Origin of the sequence: Sporosarcina sp. Marseille-Q4943, from assembly GCF_943736995.1 — a bacterium.
Classification (GTDB): Bacteria; Bacillota; Bacilli; order Bacillales_A; family Planococcaceae; genus Sporosarcina.
On record NZ_CALSFT010000002.1, the window covers coordinates 1,389,400 to 1,414,181 of the forward strand.

A 24,782-nucleotide genomic window follows, 5' to 3' on the forward strand; every position below is an offset into this window, starting at 1 on the left:
TGAATCGTGCGTTATTTTATCGTAGATGATGATTCGGCATGTCGGAAAATGCTTGAGCATGTTATTAAAGAAGACGGTCTTGGTTATGTGGCCGGAGAGGCGGAGAACGGAGTGAAGGCACTTGCGCCCATTCTGTCCTCGCAGCCTGACATTGTACTGATCGACTTTCTTATGCCTGGACTTGATGGGATCGAAACGATGGAACAATTGAAAAAGCAAGGATTCCAAGGGAAGTTCATAATGATTTCCCAAATCGTCAATAAGGAAATGGTCGGCGAAGCGTATGAGAAAGGTGTAGAGTTCTTTATTCATAAACCGATTAATCGCGTGGAAGTGCGGAGCGTTCTAACGAAAACTAAGGAGAGCTATCAACTTCAACAGTCATTGAAAATGATACGAGAGTCGTTGGCGAATATCGATGCATCTGGAGAACAACCAAAGCGACAAAGCGTGAGTGATATTGTCCGATTCATTTTAAATGATATGGGGATTATTGGTGAGGTGGGCAGTGATGACATCATTGCCATCATCGGTGAGCTTATGAAACGGCAAGATCGGTCGCCGCAATTGCCTCCGTTAAAAGAATTGTACGAGGCGGTCGCTCGGGGAATGAAAGATGTCGATGTGTCAAAAGAGAGTAAAGCGATTGAACAGCGGATCCGCCGGACTATTGCAGCCGCTATAAACAACCTCGCCTCGATGGGAGTGGTCGATTATACTTCTCCTCAATTCGAATATTATGCGCCACGCTATTTCGACTTTCAGGACATACGTCTCCGCATGAAACAAATCGAAGCAGACCTTCCAACACCGTCGCGTGTAAAAGTTAATATAAAAAAATTCCTTCAAGTGCTTTATATTGAAACGGAAGAAAGATATAAGAATCTTTGAAGAGGAACTGATTTATTTAGAACATTTTTCCTTTAAATAAATTAATTTTATGTTTGTCGGATTATGTCGGATTTGATAAGTCTCTCTTACACTATTGAAAGTGAGAAAACGCTTTCAATGGTAAAAGAGGGAGGTCATTTTGATGAAAAAGAAATTTAAATTTCCATTAGCATATCAAATACTTGTCGGTTTAATAGCAGGAATTATCGTAGGGGCGATCTTTTATGGAAACCCCGCAATAGAAACTTATTTGCAGCCACTTGGTACAATCTTTATTAATATGATTAAAATGATTGTCGTGCCGATCATCGTCTCAACTTTAATTGTCGGTGTTGCGGGAACTGGTGATTTGAAGCAATTAGGTAAACTTGGCGGAAAGACAATGATTTATTTCCAAATCATTTCGTTAGTCGCGATTATCGTTGGATTGTCCGCAGCGAATATTTTCAAACCGGGTGAAGGCATTGACATGTCGACTTTGGCAAAAGGCGATATCGACTCATATGTCCAAACGACTGAAAGTGTGCAGAATGAAAACTTCATGGACGTTCTTGTCGGCATCGTGCCGAGCAATGTCATTCAAGCGATGGCTTCAGCCGATATGCTTGCAGTTATTTTCTTCTCCGTATTGTTCGGGTTAGGCGTCGCTTCTATTGGTGAACGCGGAAAGCCGGTGCTTGCCTTTTTCCAAGGCACAGCAGACGCCATGTTCTGGGTGACAAACTTAATAATGAAATTCGCACCAATCGGCGTATTCGGTTTGATCGGTGTGACAGTATCGAAATTCGGACTCGAGTCGTTAGTGCCGCTTGGTAAATTAATGATTCTTGTCTATGCGACAATGATTTTCTTCGTCATCGTCGTTCTTGGCGGAATTGCGAAGATGATCGGTTCAAGCATCTTCAGCATTATCAAACTGTTAAAAGACGAACTCATTTTGGCTTACTCTACGTCGAGCTCTGAAACTGTATTACCGAAGCTTATGGAAAAGATGGAGAAATTCGGTTCTCCGAGAGACATCGTGTCATTTGTAATTCCAACTGGCTATTCCTTTAACTTGGACGGCTCGACGTTGTACCAAGCACTTGCGGCGATCTTCATCGCGCAAATGTATGGCATTGATTTGAGTATCATGGAGCAAGTTACATTAGTATTGGTTCTCATGATCACTTCTAACGGGATTGCGGGAGTACCAGGCGTTTCCTTCGTCGTATTACTCGCAACGCTTGGCACCGTCGGTATTCCATTGGAAGGACTTGCGTTCATCGCAGGTGTCGACCGACTGCTCGACATGGGCCGTACGGTCGTCAACGTACTTGGAAATGCTTTGGCTACGGTTGTTATGGCTAAATGGGAAGGCCGCTTCCGAACAGATAAAAGCAAACATACACCGGTTAATCCGGTTAGTGAAACAATATAAAATGTCAAACGGACAGGCAGTTTTGTCACCCTGAATGGGTAGCAAAGCTGCCTGTTTTAATGATAACTGTAAGAATAAATACAACTTCTACAATTTCTATAGAAGGTTTCATGTTGGATATGTAGAAGTAATCTATATTGTAATGGAAGTTTGTGAAAATGACTGGGGGATAGAATTGTGAAAATTAAAGGTTTTGGTGGAGTCTTTTTAAGATCGAAGGATATTGAAAAACTGAAAAATTGGTATGAAGAAACTTTACGTATTTCAATGGGGGATTGGAATGGTGCAATTATTAAACCGGATGCAGATAATGAGACAGTCTTTTCCCTTTTTAAAGAAGGAAGTAGTTATTTTCCGGTAGAACAGCCCGTTATGTTAAATTTCCAAGTGGAAGACATAGAAGGATGGATAGAGCACTTCGAGAAAATTGGTGTGCCTCTTCTTAAAGAACCTGAAAAGAGTGAGTATGGGACCTTTGTTTGGATTTCCGATCCAGAAGGAAGATGGATTGAACTTTATGAAAAGTGATGATAAAACGACCCTATTGAGAAGAAATATATTCTCGTAAAAGAATCTTCACTATGTGCATGCTGAAAATTAGTCAATCGAAAGAATTTTGGAATAGGGACAACTTGACTCCGAATAGATTGATTCAGTACGTATGCATACAAGGGGGAGATTCGTATGTATTGGAATGAAGAGGTTCAAAGCGGTAGCCCTAACATATCGCCGATGGAGTTTGTGGAACGGTCTTTAGAGGAAATTCGGTTTTGGTCAAGGATTATGAAAGAACATTCCTTGTTTCTAAGATTGGGATTTCGATGTGAAGATACACAACTAATCGCAGAAGCAAATCAATTTTTTCACATTTTTGAACGGATTGAACAACAGTCGCATGCTTTTACGAATCAAACAGACCCGATGACAATCAGAAGGTTCAATTCGGAAGTCCAGATGGCTGCGACGAATATTTATGCTTTTAAACGGAAAGTGTTAGGGTTAATCCTCACTTGCCAGTTGCCCGGCGGAAACAATTTCCCTCTATTGGTAGACCATATTAGTAGGGAAGCCAATTATTTCAGAAAGCGACTCATTGAGTTGAATGAAGGCAAATTACAACCGCTTGCAGATGCGATCATTAAAGAGAATGTGTTCTTTTTACGGATCATGGCTGATCATGCCAAGTTCATCGGGCATTTACTGGACCCTTCAGAAAGAAAGTTAGTTGATATGGCAAGGAATTTTAGTAATGACTTTGATGAATTGCTGTTCCAGGCAAGAGATCTGGATGGAATGAGACCGTATTCACAAACAGTTCCGATGTTGGATCAATTCCTAGATCAAAATCGCGTGTCGGTCGTTTCCCTCCGTGACTTTAAAAAGACGGCTAGAGAGCTGATTGAAGAATGTAGAATCAAGAGCATTATCCATCCATTACTAGCAGACCATGTTTATCGCGAGGCGGATCATTTCCTCACGATTATTGATATGTTCGACGCACATCTCACTGGAGCCAATTCATGAAAGTATAAAAAAGGATGGCATTAATCTTTGAAAAGTCAAAGTTAGTGCCATCTTTATTTTTGTTCAATAATATATTCCATTACTCTAGTTTTTGAGAAACTTGATTGCGTCCATAAGTAACTGAAGATCAGACAATATGACAGTCCTTAGGCTTTCTGGACATCTAGTTACATCATTCTTCAATTTTTGTATTTCGTTCTGAATAAAATATAATTCTTTAATTGAACTCACCTCTCCATTACAATTATACCCAGTTGTTAAGGGGGTAAAACGGACTATCTACTCATAATACAGAAAAGTAAATTCACATTTTATGAGAATTGATAGCTAGTAGTTGGGTATGGATGAAATAATAGAGAGAATATTGTAATATAAGATTATTAGAAGTAACAATCAATATTGTCGAAAATATAAGCGGGGGAGAGAAAACAACTCTTCCCTGCTTGCTGTTTTATCTAATAAATCCGTTTTAACAGCTGTAGTTATATAGTAATCATAATAGAAGGAGCAATATAAATGGAAAGAATATTTAGAGGTATTCCGAATGAAAGACTCAGTTCAATAGTTACTCACAATCCTGATCCTATCTTTTTATTTGGGGAAGAGGGGAAGGTATTGGATGTGAATAAAGCTGCTGTAGAATTATTTGGATATGCAAAGTCCGAATGGATGGACATCGGTTTTCAGGAGATAATTGCTCCCGAAAGTATGAACGAAGTTGTTGAGATATTTGCTAAAACAATGAGTGGGGAATACTGCTCCTGTAATGCAAAAGCTTACAGTAAAGAGGGCAAGCTGCTTCATTTGCGTGTGAAAAACCTACCTCTCTTTGAAATGGATCAGCAGCCCAGAAACATAATGGTTGTCGTAAAAGATGTGACCGAACTAGTCGAAACGAAGGATAAATTGCGAATAACAGCAGAGAAATTAAAGTTTTTTTACGAGTCATCCGCAGAAGCAATGGACATTATTGACTTAGACGGCAATGTCGTACAGGTGAATAAAGCCTTCGAGGATATGTATGGCTGGAAAGCGGAAGAAATAGTAGGAACCCCTATGCCAACAATTCCGGCTAAACAAATGGAGCAAGTGAAAAGAGACCGTGCGCGTATGTTAAATAACGAAAGCATACGAGGATTGGAAGTAGAATGTTTGAAAAAGGACGGAACATTGATCCCTGTCAGTATAACGTTATCTCCACTTCATGACGAACATGGGAACATTATCGCTTTTTCCGGTATTTCGAGAGATGTTTCAGAGAAGAAAAGAATTGAAGAGGCCTTGATCCGAAGTGAAAAAAAATATCGTTTGATTGCTGAAAACATGACAGATTTAGTGACAGTTATAAACAGTGTCGGGATGATAACCTATGCATCACCCTCACTCACGCCGGTTCTAGGATTTCCTCTGGAATATTATCAAGGTAAAAATGCTATCGACATCGTTCATCCGGAAGATTTGCCCGTAGTGCAAGAGCAGTTTTATTCTTTATTCCACTCACAGGGATCCGCCGAAATGGAATTTAGGTATGAGCATAAAACGAGAGAATGGATATGGCTCGAAGCGAAAGGGACTTATTTTGTCGACGAAAAAAACGGTGAAGGTTTTATATTGGTCGTCTCCCGTGTCATCGAAGAAAAAAAGATGATGCGCGAGAAACTGACGCAATTGGCTTTCCATGACGAACTGACAAAATTGCCGAATCGGAGACTATTTCAAGAAATCATGCGCCAAACTTTGAAGGAAGCAAAACGACATGAAGAGAAATGCGCATTGTTGTATATGGATATTGATAAATTTAAATGGGTGAATGATCATCTGGGCCATTCCGTCGGTGATGAATTATTGATACGGATTGCGGAAAGGGTGAAACGCACTCTCCGAGAAAGTGATGTGTTTGCACGACTAGGCGGGGATGAATTCCTCGTGCTTCTTCCCGATACAGATGAGAACGCGGCGATAGCAATCGGAAAACAAATTTTGGACACCTTCGTGGAAGAATGGAAAATAAGAGGGAACTCCTTTACGACCACCTCTAGCATCGGCATCGCCATATTTCCGAGGGATGGGGCTACGATGGACGAGTTGATGACGAATGCCGACAATGCCTTGTACAAAGCAAAGGAAAATGGACGCAACACATATATAACATACTCAAGTTTAGATTAATTCGATAAAAATGGCCTCTCATCAAACCTTAGTATTGATGAAAGGCCATTTTTGTAGCAATGCTTGATGCCTCAAGCGATTGGAGTCGATCTTAATCTACTTCAATGATTTCACGTTCGTTCAAAGGTTGAACAGGACGTTGGTTTTCAGGGAAATTTAGCTGATAGGCTTGAATTTGTTCTTTTGACATTTCAATCGGTTCTTCGAAAACAATCCATTTCACTTTTTCTGAACAAGGCGGTGTTGTCAATGAACCGTTGTAATAGTAAGTTGTTTGATCTGAAGGAAGTAAAGCTTGTAAATCAATAGTTTCATTTAACTCAATATCATTCTCTGTTTCATTCATTGGTAATAGATCCCAAATAGGTGCAAGTTTTTCGTTTTCTTTTCCTTCTTTAATCATCAGACCAAGTACTGCTAGTCCACCGTCCGTATCTTGGTGTACAAGATGGAGTTCCATATCCATGTTTTGACCATTGATCTGATGCTCGCTTGGTGTATGGAAATGGAATTGAGCAAGTTTGTATTCTGTTCCTTCAACGATAATGCTATTGCTTGGTGTTGCTGGATTAGCCTGTACGGAATGGCCGTTATTAATGATTGAAAAGTTTGTCGGCTCATATTGAATCTTAAAATTATCTAGTTCTTCGCTCGTTTTAACTTGTGAGAATTCAATATTAATTGGTGATTGCTCATTTCCTTCTGTACATGCTGAGAATGTAGGATCTAATTCCCCCCATTTGTCGGGACCTGTTTCTTCATCATAAGACCATTGCATGTTGGTAGTGTCGTCTGACTCTGTTTCTTCATTTTCTTTTGTGACAGTTACAGTTTCTTTTTCCTTTTCTGATGTAGCTGTCTCTGTTGTTTCTTTTGTTTCTGTTGCCTGTTCTGAGCATGCTCCCAACACCAAGCTTAACAGGACAACTAGAAATGGATACAAATATTTCTTTTTCATTTTTGAAAAATCCCCTTCTTCCTTATTTTTTTTCTGTACTATTGCACAAGAAATACTATACTAAATAAATTCATCAAAACAAGACAATAATTACCAAATGAGTGCGAATTCCACAATACAGTTAATAAATACTACACGTTTGCAAATTAACAGGAATGAACGTGTGATTTAACCCTTGGTGCTTACTGACTAAGTTCCATCTTATGGATGCTCAGAGAAGCTCATATTGAATTGAGTTAGTAAATTTTATGTCAAAAAATTTTAGATAGTGAACATATATAATTAGGAGTGAATAATTCATTTCCGGTTGGAAAATGCTATATGGTATAGTGGATGGATGAAAGAAGGTGAATCCAGTGAGACATAGATATGGAAGGCTCATTAAAAAGGATAACATCGTCGTGTTTCCTGGCGCCTTGGAACGCCTGATTGAAAAAGGGTTGGATGCTGTTGAAGATACAGACTACGCAGAAGCTGTTGAGGCTTTCGGACAGGCGTATCATTTTGATCCTGACAACACTCGGATATTGGCGCCTTACGCAGTTTCTTTATATGAAACAAAAGACTTTGAATTGGCAAAAGAAGTGGCAACAAAATTATTACATAGCGGGACAACCGACTATCTTGACGCCATGGAATTGTATTTGGCAATCAGCATACAATTACAGGATTATGAAGAAGTTGAAATGACGATCGAAACTCTTTTCGACGAAGATATCATACCGCCAGACATGGTGAAGAAATTCAACTATTTACGGGATTTGAATAAAAGACTTTCCTATAGATATGTACGTGAGGAAGTGGAACCTCAACAAAAAGATTTGTTTTCATTGAAGGAATTCATGGAAAGTTCGACTGAGGCGCAACAGAAAATCCTGGCGTTTTTTGAGAACGGTGAATTGGATGGGGCAACCAAAAGTCTGCTGGCGCAAATTGTCGAAAAGGAAGGCTTGCACCCGGTCGTCATAACGTATGCGCTTGTACTTCTGCGTGAATCAGGATTTGACAAGGAAGTGACAGTCCGGAAGTTTGGACGTGCAAAACGTGTCATTCCTTCAGAACTCGAACTACCAAACCAAGATGAACGATCCATCGAGGTGATCGATCAACTAACCAGCCTATTTGAGAAGGATCCCTCCCGGTTGCAAATGGCAATTGAAGCAAGCCTTCGCTACGGCATCATTGCATATCCATTCTGCTGGGACGGATTTTCAACTTTCGAAGTAGCGGATGCATATAAGCAATACATAGAAAGCATGTTCACAGGAGAACTAATGGTAGCAACGGAATTGATTTCCTGGATCAAATCTGTCGATGAACAGACAGATAGGTAATATGCAGTAAATCTGTTGAAAGATCGAAAGACTATGATATACTGTAATGGTTGTAAATAGCGTATAAACGTGAGAAAATATACTGGTGATAATGATTCGGAGGTATTTACATGTCTGTTAAATGGGAAAAAGAAGAAGGCAATAAAGGGACGCTTACAGTTGAAGTTCCTGCAGAAACAGTTGACGCAGCAATCGACGAGGCTTTCAAGAAAGTTGTAAAGAAAGTGCAAGCGCCTGGATTCCGTAAAGGGAAAATGCCCCGCAAAATGTTCGAAAGAATGTACGGCGTAGAGTCGCTTTATAATGACGCGCTGGACATCATCCTTCCGGAAGCGTATTCAAACGCGCTTGACGAAGCAGAAGTTGAGCCGATCGCTCAACCTGAAATTGAAATTGATGAAATGGAAAAAGGCAAAGCGCTCGTATTCAAAGCGCATGTTACGTTGAAGCCTGAAGTGAAGCTTGGTGACTATAAAGGTCTCGAAGTGACACGCCAGGAAACAGAAGTGACAGACGAGGAAATCGAGCAGCAATTGAAAGATCGTCAAACAGCATTGGCTGAAATGGTCGTGAAGGAAGACGGCGCTGTTGAAAATGGCGACACTGTCAACCTTGACTTTGAAGGATTCGTTGATGGCGAAGCTTTCGAGGGCGGAAAAGCTGAAGGGTACGACCTTGAAATCGGTTCCGGTTCATTCATTCCAGGATTCGAAGAGCAAGTTGTCGGCATGAAACAAGGCGAAGAAAAAGACGTCGAAGTGACTTTCCCTGAAGAGTACCATGCAGCTGAATTGGCTGGAAAACCAGCAGTATTCAAAGTGAAAGTGCATGAAATCAAGTCGAAGGAAGTTCCTGAGCTTGACGACGAGCTTGCAAAGGAAATCGATGAGAGCGTCGAGAGCCTTGAAGAGCTTCGTACAAAAATGAAAGAACAGACAGCTGAAGAAAAGAAGAGCGCAGCTGAAACAGCAATGCGTGATGATCTTGTAGAAGCTGCAGCAAGAAACGCTGAAATCGATATTCCTGAAGTGATGATCGATTCAGAAGTAGACCGCATGATGGATGAGTTCGGTCAACGCCTGCAAATGCAAGGCATGAACCTTGATTTGTATTTCCAATTCTCTGGTCAGGATGAAGCTGCATTGCGCGCTCAAATGAGAGACGATGCAATTAGCCGCGTTCGTGTTTCCTTGACGCTTGAAGCAATCGGCGCTGCTGAGGATATCAAAGTGACCGATGAGGAAATCAATGCTGAGCTTGAAAAAATGTCTGAACAATTCGGTATGGAAGTCGACCAAATCAAACAGACATTAGGCGGAACAAAAATGCTTGAAAACGACTTGCGCTTCAACAAGACTGTAGAATTCCTAGTTGAGAATGCAAAAGTCACTGAATAATAGGTAATGAAAAATACAAGGTGCGGGGGTTCCGTACCTTGTTTTTCATAGGTGGGAATTTTTGAGGCAGCTCTGGCAGCGAAGTTCTAATTAGTTGATAAAACCGGGGGAATCTTGTAAGATTGTCACTTGAATAGGGGTGAGCTTGATGTTCAAATTTAATGACGAAAAAGATAATTTAAGTTGTTCTTTTTGTGGTAAAACCCAAGACCAGGTGAGAAAACTCGTTGCAGGTCAGGGTGTTTATATTTGTGATGAGTGTGTTGAACTTTGTGCGGAAATCGTCGAGGAGGAAGTAGGCCTTGATGAGCACTTCGAGCTAAAAGATGTTCCGAAACCACGTGAAATCCAAGGCATCTTAGATGAATATATTATCGGCCAAGACCGTGCTAAAAAATCGTTAGCCGTTGCGGTTTACAACCATTACAAACGAATCAATACGAACAGCAAGGTAGACGATGTGGAAATTGCAAAATCGAATATCGTTCTAATTGGTCCTACAGGTAGCGGTAAAACATTGTTAGCACAAACGTTGGCACGAATTCTTGATGTTCCTTTCGCAATTGCGGATGCAACTTCTTTGACAGAAGCTGGATATGTCGGTGAAGATGTAGAAAATATACTTTTGAAGCTGATCCAAGCGGCAGATTTTGATATTGAGCGTGCTGAAAAGGGTATCATCTATATTGACGAAATCGATAAAGTTGCCCGGAAATCGGAAAATGCATCGATTACCCGCGATGTATCAGGTGAAGGTGTACAGCAGGCCCTCTTGAAGATTCTTGAAGGCACAGTTGCAAGCGTTCCACCACAAGGCGGTCGTAAGCATCCTCATCAGGAATTCTTGCAAATCGATACAACTAACATCCTCTTCATCGTCGGCGGCGCCTTCGATGGCATGGAAGAAATCATCAAACGCCGTACCGGACAAAAAGTGATCGGCTTCGGCACGAATGTTGATGAGGAATCAAAAGAGGAAGCTTCCTTGCTTTCAAAATTGATCCCGGAAGATTTACAACGTTTCGGGCTAATTCCTGAATTCATTGGCCGTTTGCCAGTCATTGCGACATTGGAGCAGTTGAATGAAGATACTCTATACCAAATCCTCACTGTTCCAAAAAATGCAATTGTCAAGCAATACCAGAAGATGGTTGAATTGGATGGCGTTGCATTGAGATTTGAAGAGGATGCACTTCTCGAGATTGCCAAGGAAGCGATTGAACGGAAGACGGGTGCTCGTGGGTTACGTTCCATTATCGAAAATATCATGTTGGATATCATGTATGAACTGCCATCACTAGATGAAGTGACCGAGTGCATTATTACGAAAGATTCCGTCCTGAAAAAGTCAAGTCCAATCCTTTATCGAGAAGATGGTACACAGTTTGATCTCGATCAAGAGAAGAATACGGCTTGAGAATTGGAGGACTAAAGCTGACTCCGACGAAGCGAACCATCGCTCATCGGTTGTCGGCTTTTTCCACCTTATATGAAATGTACATATTGGATATACATAACTTATGGAGGTGACTTCCGCATGCCAAATGAAAAAAAGCTGAACGTGCCTTTATTGCCTTTACGCGGGATGTTGGTTTATCCGACGATGGTTTTACATATTGACGTCGGGAGGGAACGCTCCGTATTTGCTGTCGAACATGCAATTACGAACGGCAATTACATCATGCTCGCCTCACAGAAGGACACGAGCGTAGAAAATCCGGAAGCCGAAGATTTATATCAGGTCGGTCTTTTAGCTTATGTGAAGTCATTGACTGAACTGAACAACGGGACATACCGACTACACATTGAAGGCATTGAGCGGGCGGAGTGGTCAAACTACGAAGAAGCAGATCTCTATCCGGTGGTAGATGTGGAAAGAATTCCTGACGACACGGAAGTAGATGCGGAAATTACCGCCCTCATGCGAACTTTACTTCCTTATTTCGAGAACTACACAAACTATTCCTCGAAGGTTTCTCAAGAGACGTTCGATTCCATCGCATCAATCGAAGAGCCTGGAAGGTTTGCGGATATGATTGCTTCCCATTTGCCGTTGAAATTGTCTGCTAAACAGGAAATCCTGGAAATAACCGATGTTAAGAAGAGATTGGAGTTTTTGATTAACAAACTCCACGATGAACAGGCAATCCTTGCATTGGAACGAAAAATTAACGCCCGTGTTAAAGAAGCGATGGAACGCACTCAGAAAGAATTTTATTTGCGCGAGCAGATGAAAGCCATCCAAAAAGAGCTGGGCGACAAAGATGGAAAAAGCATCGAAGTCGTCGAGTTGACGAAAAAAATAGAAGAGGCGGGCATGCCCGAAAATGTGAAACAGGCTGCATTGAGGGAGCTTGACCGGTACGAAAAAGTTCATTCCGCATCGGCTGAAAGCGGAGTGATCCGGAATTATATCGATTGGCTCATCGCTTTGCCGTGGACTGCTGCTTCGAAGGATCAATTGGATATTAAACGGTCCGAGGAAATCCTGAACCGTGACCATGAGGGCCTCGATTCGGTCAAGGAGCGTATTTTAGAATATCTTGCAGTCCGTCAAATGACGAATTCATTGCGAGGTCCGATTCTTTGCCTCGATGGACCGCCAGGAGTCGGGAAAACTTCTTTGGCTCGCTCTATTGCGGAGTCTTTGGGACGTAAATTTGTCCGGATTTCCCTTGGTGGAGTGCGGGATGAATCCGAAATTAGAGGGCATCGCCGTACATATGTCGGTGCAATGCCGGGACGGATAATTCAAGGCATGAAAAAAGCGGAGAAAATCAATCCAGTATTCTTGCTTGATGAAATCGATAAGATGTCCAATGACTTCAGAGGAGATCCGTCATCTGCCATGTTGGAGGTCCTTGATCCTGAACAGAATGCGACGTTCAGCGATCACTATATTGAAGAGCCATATGATTTATCGAATGTGTTATTTGTCGCGACTTCAAATGATTTAAGTTCTATTCCCGGTCCTCTAAGGGATCGTATGGAGGTCATTTCCATTCCGGGGTATACCGAACTTGAAAAGCGATCCATTGCAAAAAACCATCTCATTCCGAAACAGCTGAAGGAGCACGGTTTAACAAAGTCACAAGTCCGTTTCAGCGACGAAGCGATCCGTGACATCGTCCGTTATTACACACGTGAAGCAGGCGTTCGCGGGCTGGAGAGGGAAATTGCAAGGATTTGCAGGAGAGCGGCGAAGCAAATCGTAACAGGGGAAAAGAAAAGCGTCACGGTCAGCGTGAATACGCTTGAAACGCTTTTAGGCAAGAAGAAGCATATGTATGGACAAGCTGAGACGAAAAACCAGATCGGTGTAGCAACCGGCCTTGCTTATACGACTGTCGGGGGAGATACGCTCCAAATCGAGGTTTCATTGTCTCCCGGCAAAGGTAAACTCATATTGACGGGCAAGTTGGGCGATGTCATGAAGGAATCGGCGCAAACAGCGTTATCTTATGTCAGATCCAGGGCAGTGGATTTTAATATCAACCCTAATTTCCATGAATCGAGCGACATCCATATCCACGTTCCTGAAGGTGCAGTCCCGAAAGATGGCCCATCTGCAGGAGTGACGATTGCGACAGCTCTCGTTTCTGCCTTGACGAAGCGACCGATCCGCCGAGAGGTTGGAATGACAGGTGAAATCACGCTACGTGGAAGGGTACTACCAATCGGGGGCGTGAAGGAAAAGTCGTTAAGTGCGCATCGGGCGGGCTTGACGACGATCATCTTACCAATTGCCAATGAGCGTGACATTGAAGATATACCGGAAAGTGTGCGTAGAGAGCTTACATTCAAGCTTGTCTCGGATGCTGAAGAAGTATTGGCGTATGCATTAGAGGAGGCTTCAGAATGAAAGTCAATCAAGTTGAAATGATCATGAGTGCGGTTAAACCTGAGCAATACCCGGATGATGGCTTCCCGGAATTTGCACTGGCAGGACGTTCGAATGTAGGCAAATCATCGTTCATCAATAAAATGATCGGACGAAAGAGTTTGGCCCGTACATCTTCGAAGCCTGGAAAGACCCAGACTCTGAACTTTTATAAAATTGAAGAAAAACTGTTTTTTGTTGATGTTCCAGGTTATGGGTACGCGAAAGTGTCAAAATCCGAACGGGAAGCATGGGGGAAAATGATCGAGAGGTATTTGACAGGTCGAGAACAGCTGCGCGCTGTAGTCCTGATTGTAGATCTAAGACATCCCCCTACTACCGACGATTGCATTATGTATGACTTTTTAGGGCATTACGATATTCCTACTATCGTCATCGCAACGAAAGCGGATAAAATTCCGAGAGGCAAATGGGAAAAACATAAAAAAATCGTAAGAAACGAATTAAATATGCGCGCTGGAGATCCTTTAGTATTATTCTCTTCTGAAAAAGGAATTGGTATGGATGAGGCTTGGCGTGAGATCGAGAATAGAATGTAATTGCAATCCGGATGAAAACAATGTTCATCCGGATTTTCAAATCTAAGGTGTAGGTGGATTGCTTAGATGCAGCAGGGTCACCTTATGATCCCGAGCGTCTTGCCGCCCGAGCTAGATGCTAGTTGGGATGAAATACATTAGAATTATTACAAATACAGGGAACAAACCGTTGATAATTCAAGAGTTAGTCACAAAATAGACCGTTAATAACCGTGTAATATGTTATAATCGTATATGTTAATATAAGAACGGGAGAGGTGTGAACACCTTATGTATACAATCGTGGTCGGTGTCAACCACCGAACAGCTCCAGTAGAAATCAGGGAAAAATTATCTTTTGTAGAGGCTGAGTTGCCAAAGGCGATGCAAGCTTTGCAAAAAGAGAAGAGCATTTTGGAGAACGTTATCATTTCTACGTGCAATCGAACTGAAATATATGCTGTAGCTGATCAAATCCATACTGGTAGGTATTATGTGAAGCGTTTCTTGGCGAACTGGTTCGATATGGAGCTCGAGGAATTATCCCCGCATTTGCTTATATATGAAAATGATGCAGCGATTGAACATTTGATGCGTGTATCAGCGGGAATTGATTCGATGGTGCTTGGTGAAACGCAAATTTTAGGACAAGTCCGTACAAGCTTTCTGGAAGGGCAAAAAATCGGGACGACAGGTACTGTCTTTAATGAGTTATTTAAAAAGTCGATTACGCTTGCGAAGCGAGCACATTCAGAAACGGCGATTGCAGACAATGCTGTTTCAGTATCGTACGCAGCAGTTGAGCTTGGCAAAAAGATCTTCGGTTCATTGAATGGGAAGCATATTGCCATTCTGGGGGCAGGGAAGATGGGAGAGCTGGCCATCAAGAACTTGCATGGCAGCGGAGCCGGCAAAGTGACTGTCGTCAATCGTACGCTATCGAAGGCTGAAGAGATGGCCGAGCAATTCGGGGGCGTCGCTAAACCGATGCAGGAGTTGCAATGCACATTGTTAGAAGCGGATGTCTTAATCAGCTCAACCGGAGCAACCGATTTTGTCATTGATTTCGAATTGATGCAATACGTCGAGAAACTGCGAAAAGGAAAGCCGATTTTCATGGTCGATATCGCTGTACCTCGGGATTTGGATCCGAGAATCGGTGATTTGCCGAATGTTTTCCTTTACGATGTTGATGATTTGCAAGGAATCGTCGAAGCGAATTTGGCGGAGCGTAAACGTGCCGCTGAAGAGATCGGTTTGATGATTGAAGAGGAGATTGTCGAATTCAAAGAGTGGATTGCTACGCTTGGCGTCGTGCCGGTCATTTCCGCATTGCGGGAAAATGCACTTCGTATCCAGGCGGAGACGATGGCTAGCATTGAAAATAAAATGCCGAACTTAACCAACCGTGAAAAGAAATTATTGAATAAGCATACGAAGTCAATCGTCAACCAAATGCTGAAGGAACCGATCCTGCAAGCGAAAGAGTTGGCTTTGGATGATCAGGCTTCAGAAAAGCTGGCACTATTCAAGCAAATATTCGGATTAGTTGAAGACGACGAAGAAGAAGAAATCGTCCGTGCGGAAGCCAAATCCCTTGGTAATGCCACACACAAATTAGCCGAGGCGTAATCCGAGGCTTTAGATCCATGCGAAAGGCAGAGGTTGCATCATGGCCGAAATGACTATGGCGAGATTCCACGAAGTGATCGTCGTCCTGTATGCGGTGAGCCTCGTATTTTACTTCATTGATTATTTGAACAATAATAAGATCGCCCATCGCAGCGCTTTTTGGATTTTGTCAATTGTGTATTTGATGCAAAGCGGTTTCCTAATTGCGCGGGTGATAGATACACAGCGATTCCCGGTCCTTTCCCTTTACGAAGGGATCTACTTCTATGCTTGGCTGCTCATTTCGTTATCGATGATCCTCCAAGCGTTTTCAAAGGTCGGGTTCGCTGTCTTCTTTTTAAATGTCATTGGTTTCATATTCATGACAATCTATACATTCACTCCGACAAAGATTGAGAAATCCCCGGTTGGTGAATCGCTTATTTCGGAATTGCTTTTCATACATATCACATTTGCCATTTTATCGTATGCGGCATTTGCGATGTCATTCGTATTCGCCATCCTATACTTGCTCGTCTATAAAGTGTTGAAGAAGAAAAAGTGGACTAAGCAGTTCGGACGTCTTCCGTCCCTCCAACAATCTTTGTCAGGGATGAAAGCATCGATTTATACGGGCATTCCAGTGCTATTCATCAGCCTCGTGCTCGGAATTCAATGGGCGACCGTCGCGTTGGATGAGTGGACGATTTCCGACGTGAAAATCATCGGGTCTTTCCTCGTTATTATCCTTTATAGTTTAGTATTGTTTTTGCAAAGAAGAGGTAGACTGACAGCGAACGATTTTGCATGGGCGAACGTCTTCGCTTTTCTTTTTGTCATCATAAACTTTTTTCTGGGAAGCAGATTATCGCAATTCCATTTTTGGATTTGACGTTTTGAGAGTAATTCAATTGGGAGGAAGATCGTATTGAGAAAAATCATCGTAGGCTCAAGAAGGAGCAAGCTTGCTTTAACACAGACGAATTGGTTCATCGACCAGATGAAAGCAGCAGGCGCGCCTTTTGAATTTGAAGTGAAGGAGATTGTCACAAAAGGAGACAGAATCCTCGACGTGATGCTTTCAAAAGTGGGAGGTAAAGGATTATTCGTCAAAGAGATCCAACAAGCCCTTTTTGATAAAGAAATCGACTTTGCTGTCCATAGCATGAAAGATATGCCTGCCGTATTGCCTGAAGGGCTTACGATTGGCTGCATTCCGCCGCGGGTCGATGCCCGTGACGCTTTCATTTCCAAAGGGCATGTAAAATTCATGGATCTTCCGGTCGGCGCAATTGTCGGCACGTCGAGCTTACGCCGTAGTTCCCAGTTGCTCATGCTCCGTCCAGATATTGAAATTAAATGGATCCGAGGTAATATCGATACGCGTCTGAAGAAAATGCAAGACGGCGAATATGATGCGATTCTTTTGGCTGCAGCAGGCTTGAAGCGGATGGGCTGGAGCGACGATGTCGTAACTGAATATATGTCAATCGAAGACTGCATTCCCGCTATCGGCCAAGGGGCGCTCGCGATTGAGTGCCGAAGTGACGATGAGGAACTGCTTGCTGAACTGAAGAAAGTATCCGATGAAAAGACATGGCTGGAAGTAGACGCAGAGCGCACTTTCCTTGCTGAAATGGACGGCTCTTGCCAAGTGCCGATCGCCGGAATCGCTGAATATGACGGCAAAGAAATCGAATTTACAGGATTCGTAGCTTCTCCGGACGCGAAGCAAGTGTTCAAGAAGACGGTTCGTGGTTCTGATCCGGTGGCGGTAGGAAAATCTGTAGCATCCACTTTACGTGCTGAAGGGGCTACAGAAGTGATTGAGAAAGTGAAGGCGGAAATGGATGCCTGAATTGGGTCCGTTGAAAGGGGAAAACGTCATTTTTACGGGGACGCTGAAATCGCTTGAAGTTTTCGATCTCGTTACGCAATACGGAGGCACCCCTTATTCCATGCCGCTTATTCAAGTGAATGAAATCGAGGATTCGACGGATGAAACAGAATTGAAACGATGTGTGGATTTTGATTGGTTGATCTTTACAAGCCAAAGCGCTGTGAAAGCGTTTCAGTCTAAAATGGACCGTTTTAACATGACTTCGGTACATATTCCATCCAAAATAGCTGCAGTCGGTACACAGACCGCCGCAGCATTGGAGAACATCGGTTTCAAAGTCGAATTCATACCGTCCATTTTCAGCGCCGATGTTTTTGTGAAGCAATTCAAGCCGACGGAAGACCGGAGACTTCGTGTCCTGTTTATAAAAGGGAACCTTGCCGGCAGTATAATCCGTGAGGAGTTGCCCTTTCAAGTGGAGGAATGGACAGTCTATGAAACAGGTGCCAAGACGGATTCGGTACACTCGATTATTGAGAAGCTGAAAGTCTCGAAAAGCTGCACCGTCTTATTTGCAAGCCCTTCAGCGGTCCGTGTCTTTGAGGAAGGCGTAGTTCCGGTTGTCGGGTGGAAAGGTTTTACAGTCGGGGCAATTGGGCATGTCACTGAAAAGGCGTTGCTTGAGGCAGGCGCCGAAGTGGATGTGAAGCCTGAAGTTTATACTCTTAAGGAACTCGTCATTGCTTTGGCGAGACGAAAGGAAGATATCCAATGACTCAACTACAATTCAGACGTAATCGTCGTTTGCGCAACTCGGCAACAATGCGCTCGATGGTAAGGGAAACAATTTTGCGTAAAGAGGATTTTATTTATCCGATGTTCATCATCGAAGGCGAAAATGTTAAGAATGAGATCAGCTCGATGCCGGGCATTTACCAATTGTCGCTTGATCGTCTACTGGAGGAAGTGGAGGAAGTCGTTTCATTAGGCATCCCTTCCGTCATCCTGTTCGGAATTCCATCAGAGAAAGATGCGACTGGCACAGGGGCTTTTGATGACGAAGGGATTGTGCAGCGCGCGACGCGACTCATAAAAGAGAAGCATCCGGAGCTCGTCGTCATTGCCGACACTTGCCTATGTGAGTATACAGATCATGGTCATTGCGGAGTTGTTCATGAATCCGATGTATTGAATGATCCATCTCTCGAACTGTTGGCAAAAACCGCAGTCAGCCAAGCAAAAGCAGGTGCTGATATCATTGCGCCATCCAATATGATGGACGGTTTCGTCGTTGCGATCAGGCAGGCGCTTGATGAAGAAGGCTTTGAAAATGTTCCGATCATGTCGTACGCGGTGAAATATGCTTCCGCATACTACGGTCCATTCCGCGATGCTGCCGAATCAGCACCGCAGTTTGGAGATCGGAAGACGTATCAGATGGATCCTGCCAATCGGATGGAAGCGCTTCGCGAAGCGGAGTCCGATGTCATGGAAGGCGCAGATTTTCTGATCGTCAAGCCGGCATTGTCCTATTTGGATATTATGCGTGATGTGAAAAACAACGTCCTTCTGCCAGTCGTCGCATACAATGTGAGCGGTGAATATTCGATGGTGAAGGCAGCGGCCCAAAACGGCTGGATAAATGAAAAAGAAATCGTGTTGGAAACGTTGACAAGTATGAAACGCGCAGGTGCGGATCTTATTATGACATACCATGCAAAAGACGCAGCGCGTTGGCTGGAGGGAAAATGAATGGGTAAAAGTTACGAAAAATCCAAGCAAGCGTTTACGGAAGCAGTGAAGTTAATGCCGGGTGGCGTGAACTCTCCTGTCCGCGCTTTCAAATCGGTCAATATGGATCCGATTTTCATCGAAAGTGGTAAAGGTCCTATCGTTAAAGACATCGATGGCAATGAATACATCGACTATGTCCTTTCATGGGGACCCCTGATTTTAGGCCATGCAGATCCTGATGTCGTAGAGGGCATTAAGAAAGTTGCCGAAACAGGTACAAGCTTCGGAGCACCGACTTTGCTAGAAAATGAACTTGCGAAAATTGTCATTGATCGAGTGCCTTCCATCGAGGTTGTCCGGATGGTCTCATCTGGGACTGAAGCGACAATGAGCGCATTGCGTTTGGCTCGCGGGTATACAGGCCGGAACAAGATTTTAAAATTCGAAGGCTGCTACCATGGCCATGGAGATTCGCTTCTCATTAAAGCCGGATCTGGCGTCGCTACACTAGGCTTGCCTGATAGCCCTGGTGTTCCCGAAGGAATCGCGAATAACACAATTACAGTGGCGTACAATGACATGGATGGCGTCCGTGCTGCATTCGAGCAGTTCGGTGACGATTTGGCGGGTGTCATCGTCGAACCGGTTGCCGGGAACATGGGAGTTGTCCCTCCGGAGCCAGGCTTCCTGGAAGGATTGCGTGAAATCACTGAGAAGAACGGCACTTTGCTCATCTTCGACGAAGTGATGACAGGCTTCCGTGTTGACTACAATTGTGCGCAAGGTTATTTTGAAATCACTCCTGACCTGACTTGCCTCGGCAAAGTGATCGGCGGCGGCCTTCCTGTCGGAGCATATGGCGGCAAACGTGAAATCATGGAAAATGTGGCGCCAGCTGGAACCGTTTACCAAGCAGGCACATTATCCGGAAATCCGCTTGCGATGACAGCGGGCATTGAAACATTGAAAAAGCTGAATCCAGCTTCTTATGATCATTTCCAAAAGCTTGGCGATCTGCTTGAGGCTGGTTTCCGTGAAGCGGCGACGAAATACAATATCCCGCATACTGTGAACCGTGCCGGCTCTATGATCGGGTTCTTCTTCACAAATGAAAAAGTGTATAATTACGACCAAGCGAAGACGTCCGACTTGGAACTGTTTGCGGAGTACTTCCGCTTGATGGCAGAAGAAGGCATCTTCCTGCCACCATCCCAATTCGAAGGCATGTTCCTTTCCTCTTCCCATACGGAGGAGCATATCGAACAGACGGTTCAAGCATTCCACCGTGTCTTTGAAAAATTGGCACGTTAATTTAACACCACCCATTGTCATTCAAACGACAATGGGTGGTTTTCTTCTACCTGCTTCACTTCCTGCATATAATGGCAAGTGAATGAAACAGGGGAGGGAAAATGGAATGAAGAAGTTACAGTGGAATATGAAAGAGGTCTTTTATTTCCCGGAGAATGTTGGAATCCCGAAGGAAGCACGTCTAGTTAAAGTGAAAGCGGGATTTACAGAAAAAAGGTCTGAAGATGCAGTCCGGCTTTCTGGAATTTATCATATCGCCGCCAAGGTAGACTTTACAGATGGGCAAAGAAGTGAGTCAATCCCTGCAGATGCAGTTTTTGTCGACGATGTGGAAATGGAAGGGGAAGCGGGTTATTTCGAATACGCAGTGCCGTTATATATCGATCTGCCTCCTGAAGTAGATCATCCATTGCATATCGAAGCAACTGACATCAAATCCACCTTCGACGGACAAGGTTCCTTCACGGTCGCTTGGAATGTCAATTGCATGCACGGGCAGGCATCTGCCGATGAAACTGCAAGCAACGCAGCTGCCGGCAACGAAACGGCAAGTAAAGAGATGGTCAACGTAGAAGTGAAGAAGGAATCAGAAACTGCGGTAGAGAAGACGGAGACAGTAGCGGTTCAAGATGCGCCTAAAGAAAAGGTAGTCGCAGTGAAGCAGGAGCAGGTACAAATGGAGCAATCCTCCGAACCCCGACAGCCTTCTGCTGCGCAAAGTCGAACAGTCGCCGCGCCTGTCCAAGAACCGCAAGCAACGGCGATGAATGACAGCAGCCTAGGAAACAGCCAGGAGGATATACTGTCATACATTGCAGCGTTGCCCGATGAGTGGACGACGACACGGTTCCGTTCAAATGATATCTTTGTAAAGGAGGAAAGCTAAACCTCCGAGCGCGCATAATAGGAGGAAGTCACCGGTCGTAGGGACGATCAAAAGCCTGATCAGCTGGAAAGCGGCAATAGGGATGATGATGCCTTTGCAATAAAACCGTGTCTTCCGTAACCAAGGGGGCAATAAATAAGGATTATATCCCTTTCTCATCAATACCATCCTTTCTCATAATATACTTGACGAAATCTCCTCTAATGGAATATAATATTCATAACTGTATAATGATGCATTGATCGGGAAAGTACGCGATTTTCATTTATCCAAGAGAGGGCGCCGTCGGTGGGAGGGCCTATAAATGAATTTGTGGAAAGTCACCCGGGAGCAGTTTCCGTGAATTACAAGTAGCGGAAGCCGGTTTGAAACCGTTATTTATTATTGAGGCGCAAATGTTTCTTGTTTGCGCGAATAAAGGTGGTACCACGGATAACTCCTTCGTCCTTTTTGACGAACGGAGTTTTTTTGTATTCACTTTTATTCAGAGCTGTATGTGCAAGTAAAGAGGAGGAGTTCATATGTCAACAGAAAACTTGTCAATGCCAACGAAATATGAGCCGCAGTCGACTGAAGCGGGCCGTTACGAATGGTGGCTGAAAGGGAAATACTTCGAAGCGCAGCCAGAAAGCGGGAAAGAGCCGTATACAATCGTCATTCCACCGCCGAACGTCACAGGGAAGCTTCATTTAGGGCATGCTTGGGATACGACCTTGCAGGACATTCTGATCCGAATGAAACGTATGCAAGGCTACGATGCCTTATGGCTGCCAGGAATGGACCATGCGGGTATTGCAACACAGGCAAGGGTCGAGGAAAAGCTTCGAGAAGAAGGGAAATCCCGCTACGATCTTGGCCGTGAAAAATTCCTGGAAGAGACATGGAAGTGGAAGGATGAATACGCCGGCCATATTCGAGAGCAATGGGCGAAGCTAGGTCTTGCTCTTGATTATTCCAGAGAACGTTTCACGTTGGATGAAGGGTTGTCGAAAGCGGTCCGCGAAGTGTTCGTCAAGATGTATGAAAAAGGTTATATTTACCGCGGCGAATATATTATCAACTGGGATCCGGCGACGAAAACTGCGTTATCGGACATCGAAGTGATCCATAAGGATGTTCAGGGTGCATTCTATCATATGCGCTATCCACTGGCAGACGGAACGGGCAGCATTGAAATTGCTACGACGCGTCCTGAAACGATGCTCGGAGATACTGCAGTTGCCGTTCACCCGGAAGACGACCGCTATAAGCATTTGATCGGAAAAATGGTTACGTTGCCGATTGTTGGACGAGAAATTCCGATTGTTGCAGATGACTATGTTGATATGGAATTCGGAAGCGGTGCAGTAAAAATCACGCCAGCACACGACCCGAATGACTTTGAAATCGGTAATCGTCACGACTTGCCTCGCGTACTTGTGATGAATGAAGACGGCAGCATGAACCAACTTGCAGGCAAATACGAAGGGATGGACCGCTTCGAATGCCGGAAAGCAATTGTCAAAGACTTGCAGGAACTCGGTGTTTTGTTCAAAGTTGAAGACCACTTGCACTCTGTCGGCCATTCGGAACGGAGTGGAGCCGTTGTTGAGCCGTACTTGTCAACACAATGGTTCGTTAAAATGGCGCCGCTAGCAGAAGAGGCGATCAAACTTCAGCAAACGGAAGGCAAAGTGAACTTTGTACCAGAGCGCTTTGAAAAGACGTATTTGAACTGGATGGAAAATATCCATGACTGGTGCATTTCACGCCAGCTCTGGTGGGGACACCGCATTCCTGCCTGGTACCATAAAGAAACAGGCGAAATCTACGTAGGGCACGAAGCACCTCAAGATATCGAAAACTGGAATCAAGAGGAAGATGTACTTGATACATGGTTCTCCTCTGCATTATGGCCGTTTTCGACGATGGGCTGGCCGGATGTTGATAATGAAGAGTTCAAGCGCTATTACCCGACGGATGCACTCGTGACTGGTTACGATATCATATTCTTCTGGGTATCCCGCATGATTTTCCAAGGCATCGAATTCACTGATCAGCGTCCGTTCAAAGATGTGCTCATCCACGGTCTCGTCCGTGCAGAAGACGGCCGTAAAATGTCGAAATCCCTAGGAAACGGAATTGATCCGATGGAAGTGATCGACAAATACGGTGCAGACGCATTGCGCTACTTCCTAGCAACTGGTTCTTCACCAGGTCAGGACCTTCGTTATTCTACGGAGAAAGTTGAAGCGATCTGGAACTTCGCGAACAAAATTTGGAACGCATCCCGATTCGCTTTGATGAATATGGATGGCATGACATATGATGAAATCGATTTGACAGGTGAAAAGTCCGTAGCAGATGCATGGATCCTCACACGGTTGAATGAAACGATCGAACAAGTGACGAAGCTTGCCGAGAAATATGAATTCGGTGAAGTCGGCCGTGCACTATACAATTTCATTTGGGATGACTTCTGTGACTGGTATATCGAAATGGCGAAATTGCCATTGTACGGAGAAGATGAAGCGGCGAAGAAAACGACACGTTCCGTTCTCGCTTACGTTCTCGACAACACGATGCGTCTCTTGCACCCATTAATGCCTTTCATTACGGAGGAAATCTGGCAGAATCTTCCTCACGAAGGGGAATCGATTACAGTGGCGGCTTGGCCTGTAGCTGATCCGGCATTGACAGATAAGGCAAAAGCATCGGATATGAAGCTGCTCGTTGACCTCATCCACGCGGTACGCAACATCCGTGCAGAAGTGAATACACCAATGAGCAAAAAAGTGCCACTTTATATTGCAGCGAAAGATGAAGCGACTGTTTCCGTTTTGGAAGCGAACCGCAACTATATCGAACGGTTCTGTAATCCTGAAACACTCGAAATCGGAGTCGGCATTTCGGCACCGGGCAAATCGATGTCAGCGGTTATTACCGGAGCGGAATTATTCCTTCCGCTTGAAGGATTGCTCAATCTTGACGAAGAGATCGAGCGGTTGAAGAAGGAATTGGCGAAATGGGAAGGCGAAGTGAAACGCGTCCAAGGAAAGCTGTCCAACGAGCGTTTCGTTTCGAAAGCGCCTGAAGCAGTAGTAGAAGAAGAGCGCGCGAAAGAGAAGGATTATTTGGAGAAAAAAGCGGCAGTCGAACGCCGAATTGAGGAATTGAAAGAGATTTAATGCGAACGTAAAAAAGAGTTGGTCCTCCGAAATTGGAGTCGACCAACTCTTTTTGTTTAGTTATTAATGGCGACGCTCTTTATGTTCGCCAAGTGATTATAAATCTGTGCAAGTGATCATA

Annotated in this window: 20 protein-coding genes and 1 other annotated feature; of the genes, 18 read left to right on the forward strand and 2 right to left on the reverse strand. The window is 44.0% G+C overall.

The window, feature by feature from the left end; translation table 11 throughout:
* Nucleotides 1-6: 6 nt before the first annotated feature.
* The 5 genes from NIT04_RS06785 to NIT04_RS06805 all read left to right on the forward strand — a co-directional run bounded on the left by NIT04_RS06785 (nt 7) and on the right by NIT04_RS06805 (nt 6,004).
* Nucleotides 7-891 (forward strand): response regulator, encoded by an 885-nt coding sequence (locus NIT04_RS06785; RefSeq protein ID WP_252502794.1) that lies wholly within the window; start codon nt 7-9, stop codon nt 889-891.
* 142 nt (nt 892-1,033) lie between these two features.
* Nucleotides 1,034-2,311 (forward strand): cation:dicarboxylate symporter family transporter, encoded by a 1,278-nt coding sequence (locus tag NIT04_RS06790; protein ID WP_252502795.1) that lies wholly within the window; start codon nt 1,034-1,036, stop codon nt 2,309-2,311.
* Between the two features lie 177 nt (nt 2,312-2,488).
* On the forward strand, nt 2,489-2,839 hold the full coding sequence (locus NIT04_RS06795) for a VOC family protein (RefSeq protein WP_252502796.1): 351 nt from the start codon (nt 2,489-2,491) through the stop codon (nt 2,837-2,839).
* Nucleotides 2,840-2,995: 156 nt separating this feature from the next.
* The gene (locus NIT04_RS06800; protein ID WP_252502797.1) at nt 2,996-3,835 is read left to right on the forward strand and encodes a DUF2935 domain-containing protein; all 840 of its coding nucleotides are present in this window, start codon (nt 2,996-2,998) and stop codon (nt 3,833-3,835) included.
* 516 nt (nt 3,836-4,351) lie between these two features.
* On the forward strand, nt 4,352-6,004 hold the full coding sequence (locus NIT04_RS06805) for a bifunctional diguanylate cyclase/phosphodiesterase (RefSeq protein WP_252502798.1): 1,653 nt from the start codon (nt 4,352-4,354) through the stop codon (nt 6,002-6,004).
* A gap of 91 nt (nt 6,005-6,095) precedes the next feature.
* Here NIT04_RS06805 and NIT04_RS06810 read toward each other — a convergent pair whose 3' ends face one another.
* Nucleotides 6,096-6,962, reverse strand: coding sequence for a carbonic anhydrase (locus NIT04_RS06810; RefSeq protein WP_252502799.1), 867 nt, complete (start codon nt 6,960-6,962; stop codon nt 6,096-6,098).
* 356 nt (nt 6,963-7,318) lie between these two features.
* Here NIT04_RS06810 and NIT04_RS06815 point away from each other — a divergent pair, with 356 nt between their 5' ends.
* The 12 genes from NIT04_RS06815 (at nt 7,319) to NIT04_RS06870 (ending at nt 21,494) form a co-directional block, all read left to right on the forward strand.
* A complete protein-coding gene (locus NIT04_RS06815) occupies nt 7,319-8,296 on the forward strand; it encodes a DUF3196 family protein (RefSeq protein ID WP_252502800.1) in 978 nt (325 codons plus the stop codon).
* A 110-nt stretch (nt 8,297-8,406) separates the two neighbouring features.
* Nucleotides 8,407-9,693 (forward strand): trigger factor, encoded by a 1,287-nt coding sequence (tig, locus tag NIT04_RS06820; RefSeq protein ID WP_252502801.1) that lies wholly within the window; start codon nt 8,407-8,409, stop codon nt 9,691-9,693.
* Between the two features lie 148 nt (nt 9,694-9,841).
* Nucleotides 9,842-11,110, forward strand: a complete 1,269-nt coding sequence (clpX, locus tag NIT04_RS06825) for an ATP-dependent protease ATP-binding subunit ClpX (RefSeq protein ID WP_252502802.1) — start codon at nt 9,842-9,844, stop codon at nt 11,108-11,110.
* Between the two features lie 120 nt (nt 11,111-11,230).
* Nucleotides 11,231-13,555, forward strand: a complete 2,325-nt coding sequence (lon, locus tag NIT04_RS06830) for an endopeptidase La (protein ID WP_252502803.1) — start codon at nt 11,231-11,233, stop codon at nt 13,553-13,555.
* A complete protein-coding gene (yihA, locus tag NIT04_RS06835) occupies nt 13,552-14,133 on the forward strand; it encodes a ribosome biogenesis GTP-binding protein YihA/YsxC (RefSeq protein ID WP_252502804.1) in 582 nt (193 codons plus the stop codon). Before lon ends, yihA begins: the two co-directional genes overlap by 4 nt.
* 270 nt (nt 14,134-14,403) lie before the next feature.
* A complete protein-coding gene (hemA, locus tag NIT04_RS06840) occupies nt 14,404-15,744 on the forward strand; it encodes a glutamyl-tRNA reductase (protein ID WP_252502805.1) in 1,341 nt (446 codons plus the stop codon).
* A 40-nt stretch (nt 15,745-15,784) separates the two neighbouring features.
* Nucleotides 15,785-16,615, forward strand: a complete 831-nt coding sequence (ccsA, locus tag NIT04_RS06845; protein WP_252502806.1) for a cytochrome c biogenesis protein CcsA — start codon at nt 15,785-15,787, stop codon at nt 16,613-16,615.
* A gap of 36 nt (nt 16,616-16,651) precedes the next feature.
* Nucleotides 16,652-17,581 (forward strand): hydroxymethylbilane synthase, encoded by a 930-nt coding sequence (hemC, locus tag NIT04_RS06850; protein ID WP_252502807.1) that lies wholly within the window; start codon nt 16,652-16,654, stop codon nt 17,579-17,581.
* Nucleotides 17,574-18,338 carry a uroporphyrinogen-III synthase gene (locus tag NIT04_RS06855; protein ID WP_252502808.1) on the forward strand — a complete coding sequence of 255 codons (765 nt, stop codon included), beginning with the start codon at nt 17,574-17,576 and terminating at the stop codon, nt 18,336-18,338. The genes hemC and NIT04_RS06855 overlap by 8 nt, the downstream gene beginning before the upstream one ends.
* Complete coding sequence (hemB, locus tag NIT04_RS06860; RefSeq protein WP_252502809.1) at nt 18,335-19,315, forward strand: porphobilinogen synthase; 981 nt, start codon at nt 18,335-18,337, stop codon at nt 19,313-19,315. Before NIT04_RS06855 ends, hemB begins: the two co-directional genes overlap by 4 nt.
* Nucleotides 19,316-20,608 (forward strand): glutamate-1-semialdehyde 2,1-aminomutase, encoded by a 1,293-nt coding sequence (gene hemL / locus NIT04_RS06865; RefSeq protein WP_252502810.1) that lies wholly within the window; start codon nt 19,316-19,318, stop codon nt 20,606-20,608. It begins immediately after the preceding gene.
* Nucleotides 20,609-20,714: 106 nt separating this feature from the next.
* Nucleotides 20,715-21,494: a hypothetical protein gene (locus NIT04_RS06870; RefSeq protein ID WP_252502811.1), complete on the forward strand. Its 780-nt coding sequence runs from the start codon at nt 20,715-20,717 to the stop codon at nt 21,492-21,494.
* Here the strand turns inward: NIT04_RS06870 and NIT04_RS06875 are convergent.
* Complete coding sequence (locus NIT04_RS06875) at nt 21,462-21,653, reverse strand: hypothetical protein (protein ID WP_252502812.1); 192 nt, start codon at nt 21,651-21,653, stop codon at nt 21,462-21,464. The two genes, NIT04_RS06870 and NIT04_RS06875, sit on opposite strands and share 33 nt — an antisense overlap.
* 70 nt (nt 21,654-21,723) lie before the next feature.
* Nucleotides 21,724-21,946 (forward strand) — a binding site (T-box leader).
* A 69-nt stretch (nt 21,947-22,015) separates the two neighbouring features.
* Between NIT04_RS06875 and NIT04_RS06880 the strand changes: the two genes are divergently transcribed.
* Nucleotides 22,016-24,661: a valine--tRNA ligase gene (locus NIT04_RS06880; RefSeq protein WP_252502813.1), complete on the forward strand. Its 2,646-nt coding sequence runs from the start codon at nt 22,016-22,018 to the stop codon at nt 24,659-24,661.
* Nucleotides 24,662-24,782 lie beyond the last annotated feature (121 nt).

What these genes read in the sequence shown, in the direction of transcription:
- NIT04_RS06790 (WP_252502795.1), top strand. Translation starts at nt 1,034, where the DNA reads ATGAAAAAGAAATTTAAATTTCCATTAGCATATCAAATACTTGTCGGT.
- NIT04_RS06800 (WP_252502797.1), top strand. Translation starts at nt 2,996, where the DNA reads ATGTATTGGAATGAAGAGGTTCAAAGCGGTAGCCCTAACATATCGCCG.
- NIT04_RS06805 (WP_252502798.1), top strand. Translation starts at nt 4,352, where the DNA reads ATGGAAAGAATATTTAGAGGTATTCCGAATGAAAGACTCAGTTCAATA.
- NIT04_RS06810 (WP_252502799.1), bottom strand. Translation starts at nt 6,962, where the DNA reads ATGAAAAAGAAATATTTGTATCCATTTCTAGTTGTCCTGTTAAGCTTG.
- tig (WP_252502801.1), top strand. Translation starts at nt 8,407, where the DNA reads ATGTCTGTTAAATGGGAAAAAGAAGAAGGCAATAAAGGGACGCTTACA.
- clpX (WP_252502802.1), top strand. Translation starts at nt 9,842, where the DNA reads ATGTTCAAATTTAATGACGAAAAAGATAATTTAAGTTGTTCTTTTTGT.
- lon (WP_252502803.1), top strand. Translation starts at nt 11,231, where the DNA reads ATGCCAAATGAAAAAAAGCTGAACGTGCCTTTATTGCCTTTACGCGGG.
- yihA (WP_252502804.1), top strand. Translation starts at nt 13,552, where the DNA reads ATGAAAGTCAATCAAGTTGAAATGATCATGAGTGCGGTTAAACCTGAG.
- hemA (WP_252502805.1), top strand. Translation starts at nt 14,404, where the DNA reads ATGTATACAATCGTGGTCGGTGTCAACCACCGAACAGCTCCAGTAGAA.
- ccsA (WP_252502806.1), top strand. Translation starts at nt 15,785, where the DNA reads ATGGCCGAAATGACTATGGCGAGATTCCACGAAGTGATCGTCGTCCTG.
- NIT04_RS06855 (WP_252502808.1), top strand. Translation starts at nt 17,574, where the DNA reads ATGCCTGAATTGGGTCCGTTGAAAGGGGAAAACGTCATTTTTACGGGG.
- hemB (WP_252502809.1), top strand. Translation starts at nt 18,335, where the DNA reads ATGACTCAACTACAATTCAGACGTAATCGTCGTTTGCGCAACTCGGCA.
- hemL (WP_252502810.1), top strand. Translation starts at nt 19,316, where the DNA reads ATGGGTAAAAGTTACGAAAAATCCAAGCAAGCGTTTACGGAAGCAGTG.
- NIT04_RS06870 (WP_252502811.1), top strand. Translation starts at nt 20,715, where the DNA reads ATGAAGAAGTTACAGTGGAATATGAAAGAGGTCTTTTATTTCCCGGAG.
- NIT04_RS06875 (WP_252502812.1), bottom strand. Translation starts at nt 21,653, where the DNA reads ATGAGAAAGGGATATAATCCTTATTTATTGCCCCCTTGGTTACGGAAG.
- NIT04_RS06880 (WP_252502813.1), top strand. Translation starts at nt 22,016, where the DNA reads ATGTCAACAGAAAACTTGTCAATGCCAACGAAATATGAGCCGCAGTCG.